Origin of the sequence: Psychrobacillus sp. FSL H8-0510 (assembly GCF_038008345.1) — a bacterium.
In the GTDB taxonomy this organism is placed as follows: domain Bacteria; phylum Bacillota; class Bacilli; order Bacillales_A; family Planococcaceae; genus Psychrobacillus; species Psychrobacillus psychrotolerans.
The window spans coordinates 113,924-135,310 of sequence record NZ_JBBOYZ010000002.1 but is presented as its reverse complement, the minus strand read 5'-3'; the positions used below and the strand labels follow the sequence as shown (position 1 = coordinate 135,310).

The 21,387-nt window shown below is 37.3% G+C and carries 25 protein-coding genes; 23 read left to right on the top strand and 2 right to left on the bottom strand.

The window, feature by feature from the left end:
- Positions 1-87 precede the first annotated feature (87 nt).
- The 4 genes from MHI40_RS20520 to MHI40_RS20505 all read left to right on the top strand — a co-directional run bounded on the left by MHI40_RS20520 (position 88) and on the right by MHI40_RS20505 (position 3,948).
- Positions 88-2,133 (top strand): ribonuclease R family protein, encoded by a 2,046-nt coding sequence (locus MHI40_RS20520; RefSeq protein ID WP_340765026.1) that lies wholly within the window; start codon positions 88-90, stop codon positions 2,131-2,133.
- On the top strand, positions 2,130-2,573 hold the full coding sequence (locus MHI40_RS20515) for a hypothetical protein (RefSeq protein ID WP_340765024.1): 444 nt from the start codon (positions 2,130-2,132) through the stop codon (positions 2,571-2,573). Before MHI40_RS20520 ends, MHI40_RS20515 begins: the two co-directional genes overlap by 4 nt.
- 78 nt (positions 2,574-2,651) lie before the next feature.
- A complete protein-coding gene (locus MHI40_RS20510; protein WP_340765023.1) occupies positions 2,652-2,900 on the top strand; it encodes a hypothetical protein in 249 nt (82 codons plus the stop codon).
- 382 nt (positions 2,901-3,282) lie between these two features.
- The gene (locus MHI40_RS20505) at positions 3,283-3,948 is read left to right on the top strand and encodes a hypothetical protein (protein ID WP_340765021.1); all 666 of its coding nucleotides are present in this window, start codon (positions 3,283-3,285) and stop codon (positions 3,946-3,948) included.
- Between the two features lie 31 nt (positions 3,949-3,979).
- Here MHI40_RS20505 and MHI40_RS20500 read toward each other — a convergent pair whose 3' ends face one another.
- Positions 3,980-4,639 carry a TlpA family protein disulfide reductase gene (locus MHI40_RS20500; protein ID WP_340765019.1) on the bottom strand — a complete coding sequence of 220 codons (660 nt, stop codon included), beginning with the start codon at positions 4,637-4,639 and terminating at the stop codon, positions 3,980-3,982.
- Between the two features lie 191 nt (positions 4,640-4,830).
- Here MHI40_RS20500 and MHI40_RS20495 point away from each other — a divergent pair, with 191 nt between their 5' ends.
- The 7 genes from MHI40_RS20495 (at position 4,831) to MHI40_RS20465 (ending at position 9,457) form a co-directional block, all read left to right on the top strand.
- On the top strand, positions 4,831-5,619 hold the full coding sequence (locus MHI40_RS20495) for a 3D domain-containing protein (protein WP_340765017.1): 789 nt from the start codon (positions 4,831-4,833) through the stop codon (positions 5,617-5,619).
- Positions 5,620-6,409: 790 nt separating this feature from the next.
- Positions 6,410-6,721, top strand: coding sequence for a hypothetical protein (locus tag MHI40_RS20490; protein ID WP_340765015.1), 312 nt, complete (start codon positions 6,410-6,412; stop codon positions 6,719-6,721).
- 184 nt (positions 6,722-6,905) lie between these two features.
- Positions 6,906-7,373 carry a hypothetical protein gene (locus tag MHI40_RS20485; protein WP_340765013.1) on the top strand — a complete coding sequence of 156 codons (468 nt, stop codon included), beginning with the start codon at positions 6,906-6,908 and terminating at the stop codon, positions 7,371-7,373.
- A 171-nt stretch (positions 7,374-7,544) separates the two neighbouring features.
- Complete coding sequence (locus MHI40_RS20480) at positions 7,545-7,850, top strand: hypothetical protein (protein ID WP_340765011.1); 306 nt, start codon at positions 7,545-7,547, stop codon at positions 7,848-7,850.
- 157 nt (positions 7,851-8,007) lie between these two features.
- On the top strand, positions 8,008-8,355 hold the full coding sequence (locus MHI40_RS20475) for a hypothetical protein (protein WP_340765009.1): 348 nt from the start codon (positions 8,008-8,010) through the stop codon (positions 8,353-8,355).
- A 69-nt stretch (positions 8,356-8,424) separates the two neighbouring features.
- On the top strand, positions 8,425-9,051 hold the full coding sequence (locus MHI40_RS20470; RefSeq protein ID WP_340765007.1) for a hypothetical protein: 627 nt from the start codon (positions 8,425-8,427) through the stop codon (positions 9,049-9,051).
- 73 nt (positions 9,052-9,124) lie between these two features.
- Positions 9,125-9,457, top strand: coding sequence for a hypothetical protein (locus MHI40_RS20465; protein ID WP_340765005.1), 333 nt, complete (start codon positions 9,125-9,127; stop codon positions 9,455-9,457).
- An 81-nt stretch (positions 9,458-9,538) separates the two neighbouring features.
- Here the strand turns inward: MHI40_RS20465 and MHI40_RS20460 are convergent, their stop codons facing one another.
- The gene (locus MHI40_RS20460) at positions 9,539-9,940 is read right to left on the bottom strand and encodes a hypothetical protein (RefSeq protein ID WP_340765003.1); all 402 of its coding nucleotides are present in this window, start codon (positions 9,938-9,940) and stop codon (positions 9,539-9,541) included.
- 194 nt (positions 9,941-10,134) lie between these two features.
- On the opposite strand from MHI40_RS20460, the gene MHI40_RS20455 reads away from it, so the two are divergent.
- From MHI40_RS20455 to MHI40_RS20400, 12 genes are all read left to right on the top strand, one after another.
- Entirely contained in the window at positions 10,135-10,725 is a 591-nt protein-coding gene (locus tag MHI40_RS20455) for a hypothetical protein (protein WP_340765001.1), read from the top strand.
- Between the two features lie 147 nt (positions 10,726-10,872).
- Positions 10,873-12,804, top strand: coding sequence for a hypothetical protein (locus MHI40_RS20450; RefSeq protein ID WP_340764999.1), 1,932 nt, complete (start codon positions 10,873-10,875; stop codon positions 12,802-12,804).
- A gap of 71 nt (positions 12,805-12,875) precedes the next feature.
- Entirely contained in the window at positions 12,876-13,175 is a 300-nt protein-coding gene (locus MHI40_RS20445; RefSeq protein ID WP_340764997.1) for a hypothetical protein, read from the top strand.
- A 112-nt stretch (positions 13,176-13,287) separates the two neighbouring features.
- A complete protein-coding gene (locus MHI40_RS20440) occupies positions 13,288-14,235 on the top strand; it encodes a hypothetical protein (RefSeq protein WP_340764995.1) in 948 nt (315 codons plus the stop codon).
- A gap of 44 nt (positions 14,236-14,279) precedes the next feature.
- Positions 14,280-15,101 carry a hypothetical protein gene (locus tag MHI40_RS20435; protein WP_340764993.1) on the top strand — a complete coding sequence of 274 codons (822 nt, stop codon included), beginning with the start codon at positions 14,280-14,282 and terminating at the stop codon, positions 15,099-15,101.
- Positions 15,102-15,284: 183 nt separating this feature from the next.
- A complete protein-coding gene (locus tag MHI40_RS20430; RefSeq protein WP_340764991.1) occupies positions 15,285-15,665 on the top strand; it encodes a hypothetical protein in 381 nt (126 codons plus the stop codon).
- Between the two features lie 88 nt (positions 15,666-15,753).
- Positions 15,754-16,257 carry a DUF6036 family nucleotidyltransferase gene (locus tag MHI40_RS20425; RefSeq protein WP_340764989.1) on the top strand — a complete coding sequence of 168 codons (504 nt, stop codon included), beginning with the start codon at positions 15,754-15,756 and terminating at the stop codon, positions 16,255-16,257.
- A 116-nt stretch (positions 16,258-16,373) separates the two neighbouring features.
- Positions 16,374-16,622, top strand: a complete 249-nt coding sequence (locus MHI40_RS20420) for a helix-turn-helix domain-containing protein (protein ID WP_340764987.1) — start codon at positions 16,374-16,376, stop codon at positions 16,620-16,622.
- Positions 16,623-16,726: 104 nt separating this feature from the next.
- Positions 16,727-16,951 (top strand): DUF4314 domain-containing protein, encoded by a 225-nt coding sequence (locus tag MHI40_RS20415; protein ID WP_340764985.1) that lies wholly within the window; start codon positions 16,727-16,729, stop codon positions 16,949-16,951.
- A 171-nt stretch (positions 16,952-17,122) separates the two neighbouring features.
- Positions 17,123-17,515 (top strand): hypothetical protein, encoded by a 393-nt coding sequence (locus MHI40_RS20410; RefSeq protein WP_340764984.1) that lies wholly within the window; start codon positions 17,123-17,125, stop codon positions 17,513-17,515.
- Positions 17,516-17,723: 208 nt separating this feature from the next.
- Positions 17,724-19,412 (top strand): PcfJ domain-containing protein, encoded by a 1,689-nt coding sequence (locus MHI40_RS20405; protein ID WP_340764982.1) that lies wholly within the window; start codon positions 17,724-17,726, stop codon positions 19,410-19,412.
- A 126-nt stretch (positions 19,413-19,538) separates the two neighbouring features.
- Positions 19,539-21,212 carry a PcfJ domain-containing protein gene (locus MHI40_RS20400; RefSeq protein WP_340764980.1) on the top strand — a complete coding sequence of 558 codons (1,674 nt, stop codon included), beginning with the start codon at positions 19,539-19,541 and terminating at the stop codon, positions 21,210-21,212.
- The last annotated feature ends 175 nt before the right edge of the window (positions 21,213-21,387 follow it).

Below are 21,387 nucleotides of genomic sequence, written 5' to 3'. Positions count from 1 at the left end.
TTTAGTTAGTCGAGCAGTGTCGGACGCATCTGACTTATCGAAGAAATCAACACTGCATAAGATAAGGTAAAGAGAGGATGAGCAGCATTGAAAACAATCAAAGAGAGATTAGTAGAACATATGCTAAATAGCCAATCAAAGCCAAGGCTTCAGACAGAGATTATGGGCCAGATGAAAATGCGTAAAGACGCAAAGAAACTATTCCGTAAAGCAATCAATGATTTGACTGATATTGGTTTCTTAACTCGAAATATGAAAAACCGAATTAGCTTAACTAAAACAAAGCCATGGTTTGTGGGAACTGTTTATCCAGGGAGCAACGGAACTCTTCACATATTAACGGATTCTGGCTTGACGCACGGGAAACCATCGGCAGGGAAGTTTCAAAATGGAGACCGAGTTTTGTATGGACTCACCAGTCAGGGGAACGTAACGCATCTGGAAATTCTAACTAGTGCAATACAAACGTTCCGTGGAACTTTCTTGCGTTCTATCGAGAAAAGTTATTTTGTGCCTGAAGAAGGAGGAGCGACAGAAATGGAAATCGTAAACCCACCTGAACAAGCTAAACATTTAGACATTGTGCATTGTTGTAAGCTGTCGGACGGTAGGTTCAAAGTAGTGAAAGTGTTAGGCTCTACATCTCATGGGACCCTTTCACCAGATGACATTTGTGAGGAACGAGGCATTCCGATTGAATTTCCTTCAAAAGTGTTGAAAGATGCAAAGAAATTGCGTGTTGATATTCAATCAGAAGAAAGACGTCGCCTTGATTTAAGAAATGAACTTATCTACACAATTGATGGTGCAGATGCAAAAGATTTAGATGATGCGATTTCTATTGAGAAGTTAGATAACGGTATGTTTCGACTAGGCGTACACATCGCAGATGTGAGTCATTTCGTACAAGAAGATTCAACAATAGATAAAGAGGCATTTTATCGTGGGACTTCCGTTTATTTCCCAGGACATAATGTGCCAATGTTGCCTAGAATATTATCGGATAAGCTATGCAGTCTGGAAGAAGGAATCGACAAATTGACAATGTCGGTGTTTTTAGACATCGATGAGTGGGGAAATGTGCAGAAACACACCTTCCACAAATCAATTATTCGGTCGAAGGCTAGACTGTTCTATGATGATGTTTCGGACTACTTAGAAGGTGCGGAAAAATGTCCAGACTTTGAAGTAGAAGGACTTGTAGAAAATCTTACAATCGCTCACCAATTAGCGACAATTCTCGAAAGCAGAAGAAGGTTGAGAGGGGCTATACGTTTCCAAAATAAGAAGCCGAGCGTTCAAGTTGATAGTGAGACAATTGATGTGAGACCCGAGGAGAAGAGAGTCGCAAATCGAATCATTGAATCTTTCATGGTTGCTGCTAATGAAGCTGTTGGAAAAATTGCATTGGAACATGAGGTTCCCTTTTTATTTCGTACACATCCAGTACCGAATGAACATCGGTTAGAAAGGCTGGAGAAATACTTGAACAGTAAAGGGTATGTAGTCGATCTTACAGAGCCTTCTTCTAAATCTATACAGTCTATCCTTTCCGAGATGCGAGAAACAGAGCATGAAATTGCGGCAGAACAACTACTATTGGAGTCCATGTTACCAGCTAGTTACGAAGCGGAAGTGGCTGATCACTTTGGATTGGGTTCGGAAGCCTATTCCCATTTCACTAGTCCAATCAGACGCTATCCAGATCTTGTCTGTCATCGAGTGTTGTCTGCGATTCTAGAAAATACACTTTTAGATAAAAAGAAAGAGGAATGGTCGAGTCGTTTCGATGAAATCGCCTCCCGTTCATCCAACAGAGAACGAATTGCGGAAGAAGCTGAGAAAGAAGTGCTCGATTCGCTTATCAAGGAATGGGGAGAGCAGCATATGGGGGTCGTATTTTTAGGACAAGTAATGTCCCTCATGGACGGCGAGATCAGTGTCCAACTAGAAAACGCAGCGACCGGCTATATTCTGGATCACAACATTGTTCACGATAGTACAGATGAGACCGTGTCGTTCGGAACAGAACGCTATAGCTTAGGAGAAAAGCTGTACATTTGTCTACAAGGCGTAGGAGAAGATGGATTAATATTCAAAGTAGTCACAAAGCTTAAAGGAGGGCTTACATGAGTCAAACAATTGAATTCGAATGGATGGAGGATGAAGGGAGACACCGAGTTAAAGTAAAAACGAAAAAAAGAGGATGTCTATTTTATCAGGAGGAAGAGGAGCTTGTTGTCTCCTTTTCTGATCTGGAGCAGTTCGACTTAATTGATTTTCCTAACACTGCAAGAATCACTCGTTTTGTAACATGGAAAGAAGCAAGAATAACTCTTGGCGATGTCAAAGAGTTACTGGAGTTGTTGGATTCTATGCGAGAAAGCAAAATCGTTCGGTATCGATGGGTTCACCGTCCACAAGGAAGAAAAGTTCCATATTTGATTAATCCGAGGCTTCTTGGAACGCTGTACAACGCAGCGTATTCACTAGTTCTGCACGGTAGTCTTGTCCGAGACGATATTCGAGACATGTATATCACTGTTCAACAACGTACGAAAGACAAAAAGTAATTGGTCCTTACCGCTATGCATACGATAAAGAAAATAGAGGGAGTGTCGCATATGTGGTTCAAAAAGAAAAGGATTGTAATGAAGAGATTTCCATTAAGTCAATTAAAAAAAGCTGAATTTGCTGCTTTCTTAATAGAAACTGGACCATCTTTTAAGGGGGATAAATATTCTATCAAAGTTGGGCTAGGGCTAGCTAAATTCACTTATCATCCAACGGATTATGTGGTGGAATGGCCATCTGTGGGGACGCTCGAATATGCGTATGCCAGCAAGGATTTATCAGATGAAGTATTCCGAGACATATTGGAGATTTGCCGACAGAGCTAAACAGCAATGAAATATTGCATAGGTTCCTTTAGGTTCATTGAGTTTGAAAGCTCCCTACTTCCTGCCATATCAATAGTTGAAGTGGGGAAAACTCAAAATGAAGGCACATAGTAAGAAGCCATGCAAAGAACAGAAATAATTAATACATCGTAACAAACGCTAATGGCTAAGTTGGGAATTACATTCATCATCTTTTTCATCAAGATAATCACACCTTTCTGTTAGTTTTACAATATATAGGGATAAAAATAAAATGAAACACTATATCTAGTTCTTGTTCTCATCATAACGTGGATTGGTAATTAAGTCAATTATATTTGACAGTGATACATGTCTTATGTTGTTCGGTTGAGGACAAAAGCTTGAGAAAGGAGAGCAGAAAATGGAAGAAAGAAAACTGTTTAGTGCAGAAGATCAAACTCCAGGAGTAATACCGAATGTTGAACAAGCTCACTGGAGAAAACAAGATAAGAAAATAGAACAAATACGTTTCTATTCCGTTAAACATGCCTACATAGGGATGCTTGTGTCATTGGGAATTGGAATGTTGGGTTCTATTATCCGACTGGATTTAATGGGAATCATTTCAATGGTTTTTGCATTGGGGTTGTGTATCGCTACTCTTAAGTACCGTAGAAAGAATGTTTCTGAAAGATGGCAAACACATTCGAAAAATATGGGTACAATCATACGAGTTGCAATTCAATCAAGCGACTTAGACATTTTCTCCGTGAATCGTAAGCAATTTATTCATTGGGGTCTTGGCACAATGTTAATCGGAACAGTAATATTCGTCCCACTATTCCCTGCAGTAGGTTCTCTGGCTCAACTGGTAGGGGTAGTTCTTATTCTGTGCGGATTACTGTTGTGTCATTCGCGAAGAGACAACGTGGGTCTAGAAGGTGCTATCGCGTCTTTATCAATAGGTCTTGTGTTTTCCTCTGGATGGGCAACAGCCATTGGTCATGGAGAACCTATCGCCTTGGCAGTATTGTCTAGTCTGGTTCTTAGATGGTGGAAGCAATCAATCAAGCTGAGAATGACATAAAACAAAGAGAAGGGGCCATGTGGCACCCTTCTTATTTATTGTCCAGTGATTTTACCTGATCGAAATGACTCTGGTAATTTTCTAATCCTTCTGCCCCTATGGTCATCAATCGAACGATTCCTTCAGTATCTATATAATAGAAGGTAGGCGTGTAGATTGCTCCATACACATCTGATATAGCATAATCACCCTTGCCAATTAAAGGTATTACTCCTGGCGTTTCTTCTATTGTAGATAAGTGTTCAAGAACAGTATCTTTTGACTCTCTGTCATACACCTGCAATAACACGGCGTCCGGGTTGTTTTTTGCAAATTGTTCTATAGTATCTTGGACTTCAATGCAATAAGGACATATAGTACTAGCAAATTCAATCACTATACGTTTCCCGACGAAATCTTTTAGAGAGACATCTCTTCCATTTGAATCTTCTAAAGTAAAATCTTTAAATGGTTGATCGATAACTCCTTTCATAGCATCTTCTACTTCTTTCTCTCCATAGATTTCTGCGTAGTCGATTCCAAGTCCTCCGGCTGTTTCTAAAGGTTGTGTATTTGTTGATGTAGATTCGTTTTTATCTATGCTTTGCATAGTGTAATCTATTTGATTGGCTTTTTGTTCGCAACCAAACAGAACGAGACTCGACATCGCTATACCTAATATCAATGCATTTAATTGGCGTTTATTTTTCAATTATTTCATCTCCTTTTCTTCTATTCTATTCATCAAAAAAAGAACTAATCGTTATTCCGTTTCGAATGAGTAGGGACCATTTTATATTTCATTTAGATGACAACTGTGTCAAACGTGTAACGTTAAACGCGGTACTAGATGTGTTTTGTCAAATGGTGCATAGGATAACTCGAAAAGGAGTGAGAAAAACAATGAAGAGAAGTCAAAAGGAGAAGTCGAAAACACTGAACATTCACAGAAGAAGTGCCTTCATCTTGAGTGCAGGACTGTTTTCCTTGTTTATCACACAGTTAGCGTTAGCATCTGAACTGGGAACAGAAGAAAAAGAAGAACCTAAGAAAACAGTCGTCATCCATGACTATGATGCCAAGTATGACGAATTGACCTTGGAAACAGAAGAACTAGAATCCATGAAGCTAGAAAAGTATAAATTACAAGTTGCAGAAGAAAAAGCTGAGGCAAAACGAGCGGCAGAAGAAAAGAAAGTTGCTGAAGAGAAACGAATCGCTGAAGAAAAGCGAGTTGCGGCAGAAAAGTTAGCGAACGAGCAGAAGAGAATAGCGAAAGAGAAGAAGGTAGAAGAAGCAAAAAAAGCTAATATAGCTAAGGAGAAAGCCGAGGCAAAAAGAAAAGACATACAGAAACAGAGTAAGTCTGCTGTGAAATCCGCGTCTGCAAGTACGTTTACGGCAACCTATTTTACGGCAACCTGTAAGGGTTGTTCTGGAATAACGGCTGGAGGAACGAATATCCGCTCAACCATCTATAAAGACGGGTACCGTATTATTGCCGTTGATCCATCGGTTATTCCACTAGGAACACTTGTGAGCGTGTCAACACCGAACGGGACCTTCACAGCAATCGCAGATGATGTAGGAGGAGCAATAAAAGGACAAAAAATCGATATTCTAGTTGGAAGTACCCAAGAGGCAATTCAGCTCGGTAGGCAACAAGTCGTGTTGACAATTTTAAGTAAATAAAATACCGCCCTAGACAACAGGCGGCACAACGGAGGAGCTTTGCTCCTCTTCTTTTTTTGTTTTACGTTCGTGTATGTTCGGAGAAAAACATTTAGAACATACAGGTTTTAAAAGTATTTTATTAATCCAAAGACAACCGACGACGAAGACAATCCCTGCTAAGTAATGCCAGGTATACGTAAGGATTCCGCCCCCAATCACGTAAAGAATCAAGTTTAAAATGCTAAGTCGATGAACACTTCGCACATATTCTCCGCAGTCTTCACATTTAAAACTGCTACTAGCTACAGTGTTTGCTGTTCTAGCCTGTACATACTTCTTTAGTAGGAAATTCCTCACAGTTAGCTCACCATCTCTTCCAAAAATTTTGTGTATTGTTGTGTGATATTGTATACAATAGTAGACACTTTAAACAGTGTTAAATTGTCGAACAAAGTAAATCAAAGTCATAAAAATAGGGAAGTTACTACAATACGTTGAGCATAAACTGTTAATTTAAAGTTTATGAATGTTGATGTGTCAGTGTTTCAAGGATATAGTGGTCGAGTGTTAGCAATCTTAAAAGCGACTTAAAATCATTCGACAATCTTTTTATTTAAAAGCTTGACTTTGTACACTGTATGAAATATTATAAAGGTACAGATAGAAACAATGAACTAGTGTCATTCGTAGGTATAATTTCGTGCAAAAAGCTGAGCCAAAATGAAGCACTTGAACTTGTCAGCAGTGAATAGGCTATGGTATCATTAAAAAAGGGAACGAATGTTCTAAAAAAACTGGGGGAAAAGAAATGTTTAATAAAGAGATAACAAACTTACTAGTGGTAAAAGAAGATAAAATGTACGAAGTTGTTAGAGCTGCATATGAATTAAAAACAATGAAAAGTGGTCATGTAAGCTCGTGTGATATGTTTGAATCAGAAGAAGGAGAAACGCTTGTGGAATTCAAAACACAAACAGGCATGAATACCCTTCCGGTGAAAGAATTGTTTGAAGAAATATCAAGTATTTTGTCAAAAGACTGTGGTGGAAGAAAGATTCACTCATACAAGTCACTTGAAATTGATGATTATTTTGATCAACATGTGTTTTTTGTTGCTTAATTACGGTTCAGACTACCCAAAGGTGGTCTTTTTTTTTGTTAAAAATTTGATTTTTGTCACCGTGATAATTAATGATGCTTATTGATTAACGACAGTTCTAATTTCTTCCGGGTTAAATGCATATCATGGGACAGAAAGACAAAAAAGGTCAGGAAACTCCTGAAGCTGAAAAGGTGGAATCTATATGTTGGTAAAAGTACTTAGTATGAGTCGAGCAAATTTGTATAGGACAGTAAAGAAAGCATGTATTATCCGTATCGGGGATATGGAAAGTGATTTCCGACCTCTAGAACAGGAATACGTAAAAGAATGTACACTGTGCTTTTATGATGTGGAACCTAGCACAACTCTTCCAAGTAATTGGAATTGGTTTAATAAGGAGCAAGGAGAAAAGGTTTTGACGTTCTTTAAGAGCTTTAATAATGAGGAGGAACTAATCATACACTGTCATGCAGGAGTCAGTAGGAGTCCAGCTATTGCACTTTCATATGCTTGGTATGTAAATGATTTAGTATTAGAGAAGGCAATACTAGAAGGTAAATATGCACCAAATGCACAAGTATTAAAAGTAATGGGCAAACTTCTTGGCGTGTATAAGGATAAAAAAGACTATATTCACTCTTGTTCTAGACTTAGCGATACAAACTATTAAGGGGGCAAATAATTAATGAAGTGTTTTTAAGGATGAATAAATTATTTCTAAGAGAGCTGATAGTTCATGCTCTTTTTTTGTTGAAATATTATAAAGTACTGAGGTTCTTCTCTTATAGTTTATTTTTTCCTTGCATAAGATAGAAGAAGACTTTTAAGGGAGGTTTTAATTGTGAACCAATTTTGGATACAAATCATTGTTTTTTTAGCATATGTCTCATCTTTTGTGATTTTATTTACTTCATTCATATCTTTGGCTGCTTGTCACGCAAATCCACAGGGTCGAAGTGTAGCACTTAGTCGAATTCTATATGGAATTATGCAATTAGGTGTGTCTAGCTATTTTATGGAATTTTATTTCTCCATATGGTTTTGGCTTCCATTTGCTTTAATAATGGCAATAGTGATGTTCTCCTTTATATATTGGGCTTCTTTGTTCGTAAGAACTAGATTAGAACTCTTATTTAACAAGAAGTGAAAAAAGTAATGAAAGAAATGAAACCAACGATAGATGATTAGGAAATGGGCTTGCTGTATAAACAGCAGTTTTTTTGTAGAAATTGTTCCATCTGCATATGATACAAAGTAACAATCTAAAAGGTATTGTAAACCAATAATTAAAAAGGAGTGGTGGTATGGAATCCGTTGAGTATTTTGAGCAGGAAATTCTACCGAGTCCTACATCGGACGAAATTGAGGAAATGTGGCAATGTTTTATGCATCAAGAAATTGAACGGAATAAAAATTTGATTTCAGTAATGGGAGATGCCGAGGAACTAGATCGGCTATTTCAGGAGAATGCTATTATCTTATCCAAAATGGAAAAAGTGAGAGATAGCAGCGGAGAGTATTTCTGTGAAGAAGACCAAGCGATTTATGAATCTTTACAAAAAGATATCTTACTTCCGATTATTGAACGTATGAAAGAACTTGGAGAGTTTTATTGGATTCGCTTCAATGATAATTTTGTTAAACACCATTAATCACTTTAAGTATTAATGAATTTCAAAGGGATATAAACAATATCGCAAACATTAAAAGGAGGAGTTATTATGTTAGAAGTAGGCACAGTAGTTTATGTTGATCAAGCGGGTTCTGGTTTCAGAAAAATCGAAGGATATTCCGGTACGATAATAAGTCCGGAGGATGCTTTGAGTTATGAGAAGGCTGGTACTACTATAGAAGGTTTAGATACTAACGAAGAAGGAGTCTTTTTCATTGAAATAGACAGCTCAATTTTTGAAGATGATGAAGGAGAAAACAGTGAAATGGATGATGAAGAACGAGAGGAAGAGTATGATTCCGGTAGTATTTGGGCTGTAAGACAAGATGAAGAAACGTCCTTTGTTGTTCAATCAAACGAAGAGCCAAATAACTATGGATTAAACGAGATTTCTGTGACAGAATTGAAGGAATTAGTTGGTGAAAATAATTTTGAAATGATCCTTGTTCCATCTGAACAACCCATCTCTAAAAGTTTATATTTTGACGATTCAGAAGTGTGTGGGTGGCTGACGTTGAAACAAGGTGAAAAAGAATATCTGTTTTATGTATATCAAAGAAGTTCTAATGCAAAAGTCAATGAACCTCATGTATATTTAAAAGAACGATTGACGGGCGAAGAACTAAAAAAACAGCTAGTGAACATTTCAGAAGAACGCGGCTTAGATAGAGAGTGAATTATATCAATTAACAAGATGAAGTCAAGCCCTTTGGGTTTGGCTTTTCAATTTAGAAGGGATTGGTGAATTGATGACGAAAGTGTCTTCAGAAAAATGCTATCATGGAACGGAAAAAGTTCGCGAGGGGTCAGAAAAACAATTGCTTGAACGAGATGGAAGGCTCGTGAATCTTAGGATATTTGATTCTAGATTAACTACTCCAGTGATTAAAAAGTTATTACGTTTCAAAATAACTAGGTTGAGTGGTCTTCTCAAAATGGATGAAGATGGCTTAATGATAATGGCTTATCATCACCGGCTGAGAAGGAAGGAAATACATCAGATAAAGGAATATATACACGCATATTTTCCCGAAAGATTCTCCGAAGAATTTGTCTTATTGCCAGAAACTGCACTTGCGTAATAAATATTACGCATCAGATGTCCTTTAGGGGACTTTTTTTATGTGCAAAAAAAACATGTCGTTAGACATGTCCTCTTCTTCTTAATTCAAATCTTTATCTGTGGAATAACGTTCGCCTTCAGTGTCTTGAATAATCCTTTTTCCTATGCGTTTAAGCTTGATATCCACACCTTCTCCTGTGATATGGTATTCATCACCGCTCGTTTTGACTTTATACTTTTCTATTATCCATTCTGACTTAGTACCTGCATTAACCAGGTCATTTTCGTCCATAAAAGGTTTAATTTTTTGGCTGTTTACCCTGATTGTCAGTTTGTCATCAAAGAATGATAAGGAGTTGTCCATATTATTTTCGCTTTGGAAAATTACATTCTTCAGATGCTCTTCTTTCGCAGGAAATTCGATGCCCTCTTCACAAGCGACGAGCAAAGTTAAAAGAGTCAAAATGACAAGTGCCCAGATATATTTGATTTTTTTTGACATGGTAACTGTACCTCCTTTTTTGTATTCATACTACATAATACGCAACAAGCTCCGAAAAGATTCATATTTAACAGAATATTGAAATCGTTCGTAATCGTTCGACAATTAAAGCATATAAAAAGATTAGTATAAATGGTATAAATATATTGTACTACAAATAAAGGTTGTAGAAACCTAAAACAGGGGGAATTTGGATGTTGAGAAAAGCTTTATATCTTATTATGGCCATGTGTGTATTTGGAAGTGTAATGGGAACTACTGCTTCCGCAAGCAATACGGTGGGTTCAACCAATGAAATTAATGAAAAGAATCTAATTGAAACGAATGCAGAAATAACAAGGATTTGGAAAACGGGAGTAGCAAAAACAACCAACGGTGGACAAGCTCCACCACTAACAATCTGGTTTACACAATCTGGTTTTGGTGGGCATCTGACACAATATGACAAAAAGACGTTTCCTGGATACAGCGTCGCGTACTACGAAGGCTACTTGTATAATATGAATAACCCAATTCCATTACCAACTGTAGTAAAACCTGAAAATTTATTACTGTTAGATGAGGCGATGAATGCACAAGCGGATACAATGACTTATGCTGTAACATTGAAAAAATTAGATGTTGTTGAGTTTCCTCAAACACTATGGAAAGAAGTGAACGGATATGCTGGTTATTTAACTTTGGCCACGCTAGAGTATAATCGTGATGGTTATTGGTATGGTGTCTATAAGGGGACTTTACGTAAAGGTCCATATGGAAGCAATCAAATAGAAGAAGAAAAATAAACTCTTATTAGGAGTCTCCATTCTGGGGGCTCTTTTTTGGTTTCTCAAACTTTCTTCGACTTATCGAACAGCTTTGACTTGCATATAACAGTATGAATCACAAATTCATGGAGGTCGCATCGACCATATAAAAAGGAGGAAGCAAAAATGCAGTCAATTAAATTAATCAGTTTGTTCGTAGAAGGGTTTCGTGGGTTTGAGAATTCAGTAACATTCGAATTCTCGGAAGGGCTAACGGAATTTAGAGGAGTCAATGGAGAAGGAAAGACTACCATAGGTGAGGCAATTGCATGGGCTATGACGGGGAAAGGACTTGGGGGAAGCGTAAAGAACCTAAACATTAAAAACATAAACGTTAGTAAAGCTCGCGTTGTTTTAAAGTTTGAAAGTGATGGACGTGAAAGAGAAATCGAACGCAGATTGACGACATCTACACGCATTAAGGTAGACGGTGTCGAAGTAGCACAAAAAACAGTAGAGGAAGAATTTAATTCACTATTGTTCCTGATGTTATTCAATCCAATGATCTTTTTGACTCTTACAGAAGGACCAGCTCGTTCAATGATTACGAAGTTGTTCTCGGAAGCTACCTTAGACGATGTGTTAAATACAATGACGTCAGAAGAACAAGAGTTTCTAAGAAAAGAAACTTTTAACGTCAATGACACGAATAGTTATCTAACGGCATTAACAAAGAAGCGTAAAAATGCTGAGGACGAATTGAAACATATGGAGGGGTACATTCAAAAAGTATCGGAGCCTATCATAATTAAAGAAGTAGAAGTGGTGTCTAACGACCGTATTAATGCGATTCGAGAAAAAATCGAAGAAGTGATCAAAGATAAAGCGAAGAATGACAAACCTGCTGAGTCTGAAGCACAAAAAAGAGAAATTGAATCCAATATACGTGAGGTGAAATCTCGTGCATATTCCGGTGCTGTCGAAGTGGGAGAATTAAATAAAGATGTCAAACGTGTTGAAGTCGAACTTGCACATCTAGATAGATTGAAACCAGACACAAAAAAGACAGACTCCCTTCATTCAGAACGAAATATGATGCTTCAAAAGTATCGCTATGAAAAAGATAAGCTTGCGGAACTCGATAAAGAAATAATTTCTTTAGATGCAGCGACATGTTCTGCATGTGGACAAAAAACACCGCCTGCTCACATTGAAAAGCGTCGAAAAGAAATAGAGGCAAGCAAAGCGATTATCGATAAAGATCTACTCGAGATGGTCGAAAGCGGTAAAGCAATTAAGGAAGAAATCGAGAAAACGGACAAAGCGAATCTCATAATAGAGAAAAACTTCGAAAAAGAGCTTTTAGAAAAACGCAAAGTTCTAAAAGCTGAATTGGATGATGTTTTGAAGAAGTTGAAGACTCATGAAGAAAAACGCACACAGTTCCAAAAATCAATAGAGGAAGAGTTGTCTAAACTTGTAGAACGCAAAAAGCTTTTAGAAGCTGATGCAGCAAATAACAAAACGAGTGGTGCTAATTATGAGGAACAACTGATTTCACTCAAACAAGAACTTGTGAAGGAAGAAGAACGCTTCACTGCTGCTAAAAAACTAGAAACAGAAGCAGAAATAGCGAAGAAACAAGAAGCAAAACGAGCAGAAGATCTTCAGGCACTTATTGTGAAACGTGAGGAGCAAGAAAAGTCGATGGAGCACATGGCTAATCAAGCTTTCCATATGAAGCAATTCGTGTTGGCGAAAACGACCATCCTAAATGCAGAGATCTCGAAGCATCTAAAACGAGTATCGATCGAATTGGAATCCGTAAATCAAACTTCTGGAGAAGTTCGTGCATGTTTCAACGTTCTTTATGATGATAAGCCTGTACATGTATGTTCATTATCAGAGCAAATGCGTGCTGGCATGGAAATAGTAGACATGATTAGCAATATCAAAGGATATAAATATCCCCTCTTTGTGGACAATGCAGAAAGTATTATTGGTTATGATTGCGGTGTGGAACAACGTATTGAAGTCCGTGTGATGAAGGGCGAATCGTTGATGTCTCAAGCAAAAGTAGGAACAGCACCATCGCGTGTTCAGCCAACTTCCGCATAATACTTGACAACGGATGGATAATAGTGTATACTATAGTATATAAACCAAAACAATTTCAGGGGGAATGCCAAATGGCAACAACAGTGAAGAAGTTAAACCAAGCAGAGATCATTAACATTTTGAACGAGAAGCAATTTTCGTACATTGCGAAAGTGGAAGGAACAGCAATCGAGTTTCAATTCGGTCTGTTGCAGCAAGTAAATGATAAGGTCGAAAAACATCGTCTATCAATTAAGCAAGATGGAACGGTCTCCGTTGCAGGTGTTGACAAGGAAATGAACGAAGTAGAATTTAAAGAATGGCTAGATAGAGTCATTGCTTACAAGAAAAAACAAGAAGAAATAGCAGAGTTGTTCAAAGAAATTATTTAAACAGCTCAACTAAAGGAGAGGGGAAACCCTCTCTTTTCTATACATAGGATTCAAACAGGACAACTTTATTGGTTGAACATACTGAGTCCCTTAAATAAAGGGGGAAGGAATAATGAGTAAAATAGTCGAAATGATTAAGCAAGAAAAAAAGCGGTTAGCAGAAATGAATGATGTTACGAGGCTAATACTGGACAATATCTCTGTCATGCTGGGATTGCAAATTGTTTCGATGAAGAAAATGGACTTAAGTACCTGTGTGATCGCAACAAAAGGAGATGTTAATTATGAATTCTCTTTAGAATTAAATGACTGGGAAGTATTTCAGCCGTTCTCTCAGCTAATCGTTGTTCAGAACGTGTCCAGAGGAGAAGAAAGGTTAGTAGGTCCTTGGTATGTATCCATTCAGAATCTTTCTGATAGTCCCAATTTTATTTTCACTGATTCATTTGATGAAATAAAGAATAGAGCAGAAAAGGATGGCTTTAAGGTCAGTTTTGAGAGGGTTGAACAGCTGCTTCTACTAAACGAAATCCCCTTTGAAGTTTCTACTGAGGGAGAACACATGATCAAAGGCGAAGGCTTCCGATTAATTCAAGGCTTCTCTAACACAATCCAAGTAGAGATTTATAAAGTTTGTAATTCTTTTCAAGTAATAATAGGAGAAGAACTAGATAAACAGGAAGAGTCGTTGTCATCTATTGTGAAGTTTATAAAAGCAGCCCTTTCTGGCCGGGTGATTGTCGGCAAGCATAACCTTATGGAACTGCTTAAGGCTGCTCAAGAAAACAAATGGGATACTTTGCTTCAAACACGACCAGATATGTCTAGGGCAGGTTATGTGTGCCAACCTTTCGTTTTAAACGGCAAGGAGATTCCTTTTGAGATAGAGCTTACTGAAGCGTCAAAGGAGCAGGTATTAATACAGATAAGCTACATACCAACTACCGATTGTTTCCTTATGGAGGTGAATTATATGATGAGAAGAGAATCCGAAGAGTTCGCTGACATTCCCAAACTTATAGCAAAAATAAAAGAACTTGCTCAGTGTATTAAAGAATAATTATATAGATGTTGAGTGGGCACATGATAGAAGGAGGTGGCATATTGTTCAAATCAAAAATGAAAGAGGAAGAAAGATTGCCTAGCGGTATAAAACCGTACGAATACAAACGTGTAAATTTTTTAAATGCCTTTCGTCAGATGGGTTTTTCTTTTTTAGAGGATGAACCGTCCCTCTTAGTGGAAAAAGTCTTGTCAGTGGATCCTGATTGGATAGGGCATGCTAACTACGAAGCCTATGGACAAAGAGATTTCCATGATCCAGAGTTTTATAGATCTAATGCAACAGAGGTCCCGTGTTTAGAAGGAGAATGGATTGTCGTATGTTATAACAGGGAGTGCAAAAGAATAGAAGGAAACGATACGCGTTACTGGAGCGAATGGCATAAGTATTATGTTTGTCAAATAGACTTCTCCAAAAGCTATCTTTTTAGAATAGTTGAAGAATTCGAGCATATCTATGATGCCTTTAATTATTTATATGAGAATAAATTAGTAGCAATTGTGAAAAGTGAGGAAAAATATAAGCAACAAATCGTCGCGACCAAAGCAAATAATATATTAGCTGTACTGGGAGATTATGAAAATGAAGAGGAAGTATTTAGTTATGATGAGCTCCTCAAATTTTTCAGTCAGCATGCTGAGAAAAGCGAGAAAATTAAAGAGTTATTAAGTTTGTATGATGAAAATAAACCATCCATTTGCGATGAAAGTCCAGAACATAGAGACGAATTAAAACGTATCAGAATAAGACGGTTTTTGTCAGATGAACCTTTTCGACTTGCTGGATGGGATACAAAATTCACAATTAAGGAATATTTATCGTTCGTTCGGAAGTTTAAAGAAAATTACTTGTGGAATTTGTAGAATGTCATATAGATTACTCGAGGATTTTCTCCGTGTTAGTAGGAGTTAACCCCCTGGAAGACCTAAATGGGTCTTTCACTTACATAATAATAAACTGCTTGAAACAGAGCAGTCGCAGTCGCAATCGCAATTAAAATGAAAATAGAACACTCGAAAATTAAGGAATAGCAGGAGGAGTACAAAATGAGAATACGGCCCGATGAGATATTATTTGACCTGGAATCATATGCAATTCATGTAGAGTCAGAAAGACAAAGATTATTTGGTGATTCAGGACCAGAAGAAATTCTATCCCGTGCATCTAATGATCACCAAGCATTTCGCTGGGCAACGATGTATGCTGTGCTAGGCAATGTGTCTGGGGACATATGGGAAAAGCACCTGGGTATCGTGAATGCTTACCTTGCTAGTTCAGAAGGGACGGAAGCATTTCGTGAATCAATGAAAAAACAATTAAATCAGAAACAGGGACAGGCAACGGCGTATCAAGTCCGCACATTCTGGAAAGACATGACAATCTACCGCCTACTGACGTGGAAAAGAATTTTAAAAGAAAATAAGTGAGCGATTGAAAGACATTCTTTTGCATAAGATACACCAAACGAAACGTAAATGGAATCGCTTTAGCGATACGTCAGGAGGGTGATAGAAGATGGAAAAGGATGAAATAGTAATGAACTTAACACTTGCTGCAGAATACCTGCCAGAGTCGTTAAGGAGTCATCGAGACGTGCTTATCGTAGGTGGAGCAGCAATGGTGCTAGATGGTTGCACATCTAAGATTACGTATGATATAGATGTGATTTACGGTGTAGAGGATGCGGCGGAACACTTTGAAATGTTTTCAATTGGAGACGCTGCTAAAGAAGTATGTCATCTTCCTAAGGGTTACGAGGAGAGAATGGTTAAAGTAGGAGAGTTTGAGAACGGAGTAACTTATTGGAGATTATCAAAACTAGATATTATCCATACTAAATTACAAAGAAATGATAATAAAGATAAACAGGATTTGCAAAGGTCTGGTTGGTTAGACCTTATTGACTGGAGTACACTTTTGGACATTTGTAGAGATGAAGCTGAAACAAATCCTTTTTTTAGAGGAAATGTAGAAAGATTCTTTGGTGACAACTACTTATTTAATGGGTGGGCGGCATAGCCGTTCTCCCACAAGTATTGTTTACTCAGTTGACTTTATTTACAGATCATTGTTGACTACAGTTCATGAGATGACGTATACTATAGGTAACAGATAAACTGGAAGGGGTTATTAAAATGGAAGAATCTAAATACTTAGAAATACATAAAGAGAAAATGATTGCCTTTGGGCAAATGATTAAGGAAAAGAGAAACGAACTAGGAGTTTCGCTAGAAAATGTTGCTAAAGAAACGGGTATAGGGAAGGCGTACTTGTCGAGAATTGAAAGAGGAGACAGAGGAAACCCATCATTTATCATTGTTTACGAGCTTTGTAGATACTTCAATATCGACATATCGAATATACTTAGCAATCCTGCAGCTTAAGGCGTTCCTTCTGGAGCGTCTTTTTCATTGGAAAGAACCTACCTGCATATACTAAAGAAAGAACAAAAAATATGGAGCGATAGGTTCGCAACTGGAGGATTTTTATGAGTAGACTGGACGAAGATATCTTAGATGCGTTAAGAATTTCACATTCCCCACAGAAGCGAGTGCGTTTAATCCTAATGAAAGATCCTTACCAACCGGTTCCACCTGGGACAGAGGGTACTGTAGAAAGTGTGGATGATATGGGAACAGTTCAAGTAAGGTGGGATACTGGATCAGGTCTAGGACTTATTTACGGAGAAGATGAATGGATTGTTATTACTTAATAGTAGCAAGATACTCTCTTCTCCTTCTTCATAATAGTGGAAGGGAGAGGCATTGTAGGATAAACTAATAAAATAACAAAGAAACACATAGAATAGTCTGAGGAACATATATAAGGATACGCGTGACGTAGGCTTTTAAAGTCAATACATGATAAGGTGGGATGAATAGACATGAGGAATCGTTCAAAGGAAGGTCATTTAACAAATAAAATGAATGAGCTTGTTTCGTTTAATACGAAGATCGAGAATGATATAAAATGTTTAATGGATCAAAAGAGAGACGAAGGTGACATGGAGATTGGACTTTTTCTTTTATCATTCATCGTCCATGATATGGTGGAGAATTTTATGCCTAAATTAAGTAGAATGGAAAAGCTTTTACATGATGCAGAGTGGTATTTAGGGTATTACGGTGTACTTTCCCCAGAGACGTATCCGGAACGTCTTAGTGAAGCACGAACCGTTGATTTTAGGATATACCTGACAAGTCAAGAAAGAAAAGAAGCGATGATCCAATTTTGCGAAGAACAAAAGATGACTCAACAATATGGAGAACATCCCTGAACTAATGGGTGTTCTTTTTTTTATGCAAAAACGGATTATCCGACACTTTAGTATTGATAATAAAATTTCTGCTCCAACTCATATACATACCTCAATACACACCCACCCCAGTCATCAAGTAGTAAAGGAGTATGGTTCTGCATAAAATGCACCGTACACACTAAAAAGGAGAAACCTAAACGTTTCAATTAAACTGGAGGGAATATGTATGGTAATCATGCAGCGTGAGGAAAGTCAATTGAATATATTTGAGGTAGTTAAAGAGAAAAGGGAATTTGAATTAGAAATGGAACTCATAGATTTGCAAAAAGTTGTGCCAGGTGTTGATTATAAAGGATACTCTGTTCATGCAAGATCTACAAATTATTACGGTGCAGACGGAGAAGTATATACCATTCATTGTACATGTGGTTTTATCAGATCGAATAGAGTTTATTCTGAGTGGTCACCTAGTATTGCTAAGAAAATGACTGAGTATAGAGAATCTGAAGATGCAAACAGTTACCATCTGCAAATACGAGAAGCTAGAGGACTAATGAAATCCATTCAAGAGGTTCTTGTCGAGCACAAAAAAGAATGCGACAACAAAAAATTGCATCATGGTGCTCTTAAAGATTATGTTTTTAAGGAAAAGAAGGCTACCACTAAATATTGCTCCTACTTCACTTTAGATAAGTTTGATGAGGAATTTCTAAGATTGCGTCGTTATGATTTGCAATTTAGTTTCAGTGGATACGATGTAATTTTTGAAACAGCCCCAAAATTCCAAGTCTATATTGGAAAAACAGGATTTGAAAACCTGCTCATCGGAAGAAGATACAAATCGGAATATAAGTTTACAGAGGTAGAAGCGGCGTTTAATACACTGGATGAAATATTTGAAAAAGGAATATCTACAGATAAATTGGTGATTTCAGAGGATGTGAAAAAACACGACTTGTGGAGTAAAACAGGACTTGGTGATTTCTCAGATCATTTAAATTCGGTGAGAGGTTTTGAACCTTCTTTATATGGTTATACCATGGCAAAAAAACTTATAAAATATATGCATCAATTTCATTTGTATCCAGTTATAGAAAGGATATGGAAAGCAGGACTTTACGCTTATGCATGTGACGCCATTAATAAGCATACGGAGATAAAAGAATCGATTCAAGCAGAGTTACTATTGCCAAAGCCAATTATCAAGCACATCAAGACGCTTGATGCAGAGAGTATTAAGCATATCAGAGAATTGAATAAAAAAGGTGGAATGACAGAAAAAGAGGCTCAAATGGTCATCGGCCAACGTTTAAACAGTCAGACACTTAATAAAATGGTCGAGTTGACTGAGATGGGCAATTACACGTGTCGAGAGTTGTTCCAATATGCAGATCGTGCTTGGCATTCTCAAGCAATAGAAACGGGAAGGGTCGTCCTTATGCTTAGAGATTATGTCAATATGAATATCATGATGAATGCTGAATATGAAAAGTTTCCAAAGTCGCTTATTCGAGAACATGATGTGACAGCTAGGGATTTTAAGTTTGTGAAGGATGACCTATTAAATGAACAGTACGAAAAATCAAGATTTCCTGAAGTAGAAAATCAATTTAGTTACGAAAATAAAGAGTTCTTAATTCGTGCTCCAAAAAATCTCGAAGAAATTGCAATAGAGGGCAGTGCATTGAGTCACTGTGTAGCATCTTATGCGGATCGAGTAGCACAGGGGACGACAACCATACTGTTGGTAAGAAAAAAAGAAGAAGTAGAAAAGCCGTGGGTAACTATAGAAGTGTCCAGTTCCAATACTATAGTACAAGCAAGAGGGAAGCATAATGCTCATTACACGGTTGTTGGTGGAGCTCCACTGAAGTCATTCATTGAAGAGTGGAAAAAGTTGAAGAAAGTTAGCTAAGAGAGGGGGCATTTCGCCTTCTCTTTTTTATTGCACTTCCTTCGAGTGATGGACATTCTTCCGACTGCATACCATAGAAGGAATGAATAAAAAGGAGAGCACTAGCTCATATAAGGAGGAGTTAAGATGGTTACACTTAACAGGGATAAAAAAGAAATACTAGAAGATAAAGGCATGACTAAAAAGGAAATGGTTATAGAATTACCTGAAGTAAATTCTTTGGAGATATTTGGGAAATTTTATGGCTTAACTGGGCTAAGAGTTTACGGAAGTGGGATGAGAAATGAATACACATTTCACTGCCCGTGTGGAGCGAAGTCGTTTAGATCCAACTCAACAACATGGTCACCTGAAATTTCTCGCAAGTACAAAGAATTACTATTGCTTGTGAAAGATGGAAAAGGAGAACAATATAAGAAACAGACTGCTTTAAATGAGTATAGTAAATCAATTTCTAATAAATTTCTTCATTATCTGAAACCCCATAACAAAGATTGTGTCCATCGATATCAAGATGAGTCTGGATATAACAGAACCGAATTCTTACAATCAAACAAGCGAACAATAACCTATGGTTCGCATGTAACAATGGATGTGTATGATGAGGAATTAATCGTTATTCGTCGTTATGATCTGCGATATGTGATATACAATAAGACGGTGCAATTCGTGTTAGTTCCAAGAGGGCAAATTTATATGTCTTCTGAAGGAGTTCAAAAAGTTATCACAGTCATTAATGGGCAATATGGTATTAAGTATACAGATAAAGGAAAAAATGATGCAGAAGCAATTAAGTTAATGTCCACAGGAAGAACGACATGGACATTCGAAGAGTTTTATAGAACAGACCTCGAAAATCATGTGGCTTATAACAGGACTGGATTAAAAGAACTTGTTGAAGGAACTGAAAAGACTAAAAGGTCTTTGGTTACGATGCAAACTTGTGTAATGTATATGAATTATAGAAGAGATAATCCAGCAGCGGAGAGTTTTTTGAAAATGGATATGTTTAATTTCGTGATGGACAAGATGAAAAATGGTGAAAAACTTAGTGAGTCAGTCAAAGAGGAAATCTCTTTGCCCCGACCTATAATGAAGCACTTAAAAACACTTGACTCGATGGAAATTGAATATTTAAAAACGATGCATGAAGTTGGCACCTTAAATGAAGAAGAAGCACAGTACCTTGTTGGTATGCACGACCGTAAGTATTCACTGAGTTTATTTGCGGAAATCGCAATGAATTCGAATTATACATCAAGAGAACTGATTGATTACATGCAGCGAATATATGACCAGCAAGCAATTGAAGTAACATCGGCTTTAGTATTGTTAAGGGATTATGAGTCAATGGCAAAACAAATGAACATGCAAGTAGAAAAGCGTCCAAGAAGTTTAAAACTGGTTCATGATATTCTGGTCAGAGATTTCAGTATGGTAGAAGATGAAATTCTCGCTGATCAGTATCAACAGTTAAAAGAAAGACTCGAAAAAAAATACAGGTATGAAAATAGCCAGTTTGAGATACGTCCTCCATACTCACTGGAAGAAATATCAATAGAAGGACGAAGGCTGAAACATTGCGTGTCCTCTTATGCCAAAAGTGTTGCGAATGGGAATACAACCATTTTGTTTGCACGTAGAAAAGAATCACCTGATAAACCATGGATAACTATAGAGGTGAATAACGGAATTCTGACACAGGCAAGAGGTAAAATGAATTTAGATTACAGGAAAATTGTGGATAAAGATTTCCTTTCCTTTTTCCAGAAATGGAGAGAAAATAAAAATGTTGGATAACGGGGGAATTTCCCCTCGTTTTTTTTAATTTCTTTAAGTACAATGGAGGAAGAAATAATTACTTTTAGGAATATTGCTACCATTGACAAAAGCATTTAATGTTGTATACTATAGTAGAAATATAACTTTGGTCTTAGTAAACTCGCAAGCAATAGGACTTCATTCCTTTAGTCAA

Coding starts and splice junctions, on each gene's coding strand:
- MHI40_RS20455 (WP_340765001.1), top strand. CDS start 10,135: ATGTTGAGAAAAGCTTTATATCTTATTATGGCCATGTGTGTATTTGGA.
- MHI40_RS20450 (WP_340764999.1), top strand. CDS start 10,873: ATGCAGTCAATTAAATTAATCAGTTTGTTCGTAGAAGGGTTTCGTGGG.
- MHI40_RS20405 (WP_340764982.1), top strand. CDS start 17,724: ATGGTAATCATGCAGCGTGAGGAAAGTCAATTGAATATATTTGAGGTA.
- MHI40_RS20400 (WP_340764980.1), top strand. CDS start 19,539: ATGGTTACACTTAACAGGGATAAAAAAGAAATACTAGAAGATAAAGGC.
- MHI40_RS20460 (WP_340765003.1), bottom strand. CDS start 9,940: ATGTCAAAAAAAATCAAATATATCTGGGCACTTGTCATTTTGACTCTT.
- MHI40_RS20425 (WP_340764989.1), top strand. CDS start 15,754: ATGGAAAAGGATGAAATAGTAATGAACTTAACACTTGCTGCAGAATAC.
- MHI40_RS20470 (WP_340765007.1), top strand. CDS start 8,425: ATGTTAGAAGTAGGCACAGTAGTTTATGTTGATCAAGCGGGTTCTGGT.
- MHI40_RS20515 (WP_340765024.1), top strand. CDS start 2,130: ATGAGTCAAACAATTGAATTCGAATGGATGGAGGATGAAGGGAGACAC.
- MHI40_RS20510 (WP_340765023.1), top strand. CDS start 2,652: ATGAAGAGATTTCCATTAAGTCAATTAAAAAAAGCTGAATTTGCTGCT.
- MHI40_RS20465 (WP_340765005.1), top strand. CDS start 9,125: ATGACGAAAGTGTCTTCAGAAAAATGCTATCATGGAACGGAAAAAGTT.
- MHI40_RS20440 (WP_340764995.1), top strand. CDS start 13,288: ATGAGTAAAATAGTCGAAATGATTAAGCAAGAAAAAAAGCGGTTAGCA.
- MHI40_RS20415 (WP_340764985.1), top strand. CDS start 16,727: ATGAGTAGACTGGACGAAGATATCTTAGATGCGTTAAGAATTTCACAT.
- MHI40_RS20495 (WP_340765017.1), top strand. CDS start 4,831: ATGAAGAGAAGTCAAAAGGAGAAGTCGAAAACACTGAACATTCACAGA.
- MHI40_RS20485 (WP_340765013.1), top strand. CDS start 6,906: ATGTTGGTAAAAGTACTTAGTATGAGTCGAGCAAATTTGTATAGGACA.
- MHI40_RS20475 (WP_340765009.1), top strand. CDS start 8,008: ATGGAATCCGTTGAGTATTTTGAGCAGGAAATTCTACCGAGTCCTACA.
- MHI40_RS20505 (WP_340765021.1), top strand. CDS start 3,283: ATGGAAGAAAGAAAACTGTTTAGTGCAGAAGATCAAACTCCAGGAGTA.
- MHI40_RS20410 (WP_340764984.1), top strand. CDS start 17,123: ATGAGGAATCGTTCAAAGGAAGGTCATTTAACAAATAAAATGAATGAG.
- MHI40_RS20420 (WP_340764987.1), top strand. CDS start 16,374: ATGGAAGAATCTAAATACTTAGAAATACATAAAGAGAAAATGATTGCC.
- MHI40_RS20490 (WP_340765015.1), top strand. CDS start 6,410: ATGTTTAATAAAGAGATAACAAACTTACTAGTGGTAAAAGAAGATAAA.
- MHI40_RS20445 (WP_340764997.1), top strand. CDS start 12,876: ATGGCAACAACAGTGAAGAAGTTAAACCAAGCAGAGATCATTAACATT.
- MHI40_RS20430 (WP_340764991.1), top strand. CDS start 15,285: ATGAGAATACGGCCCGATGAGATATTATTTGACCTGGAATCATATGCA.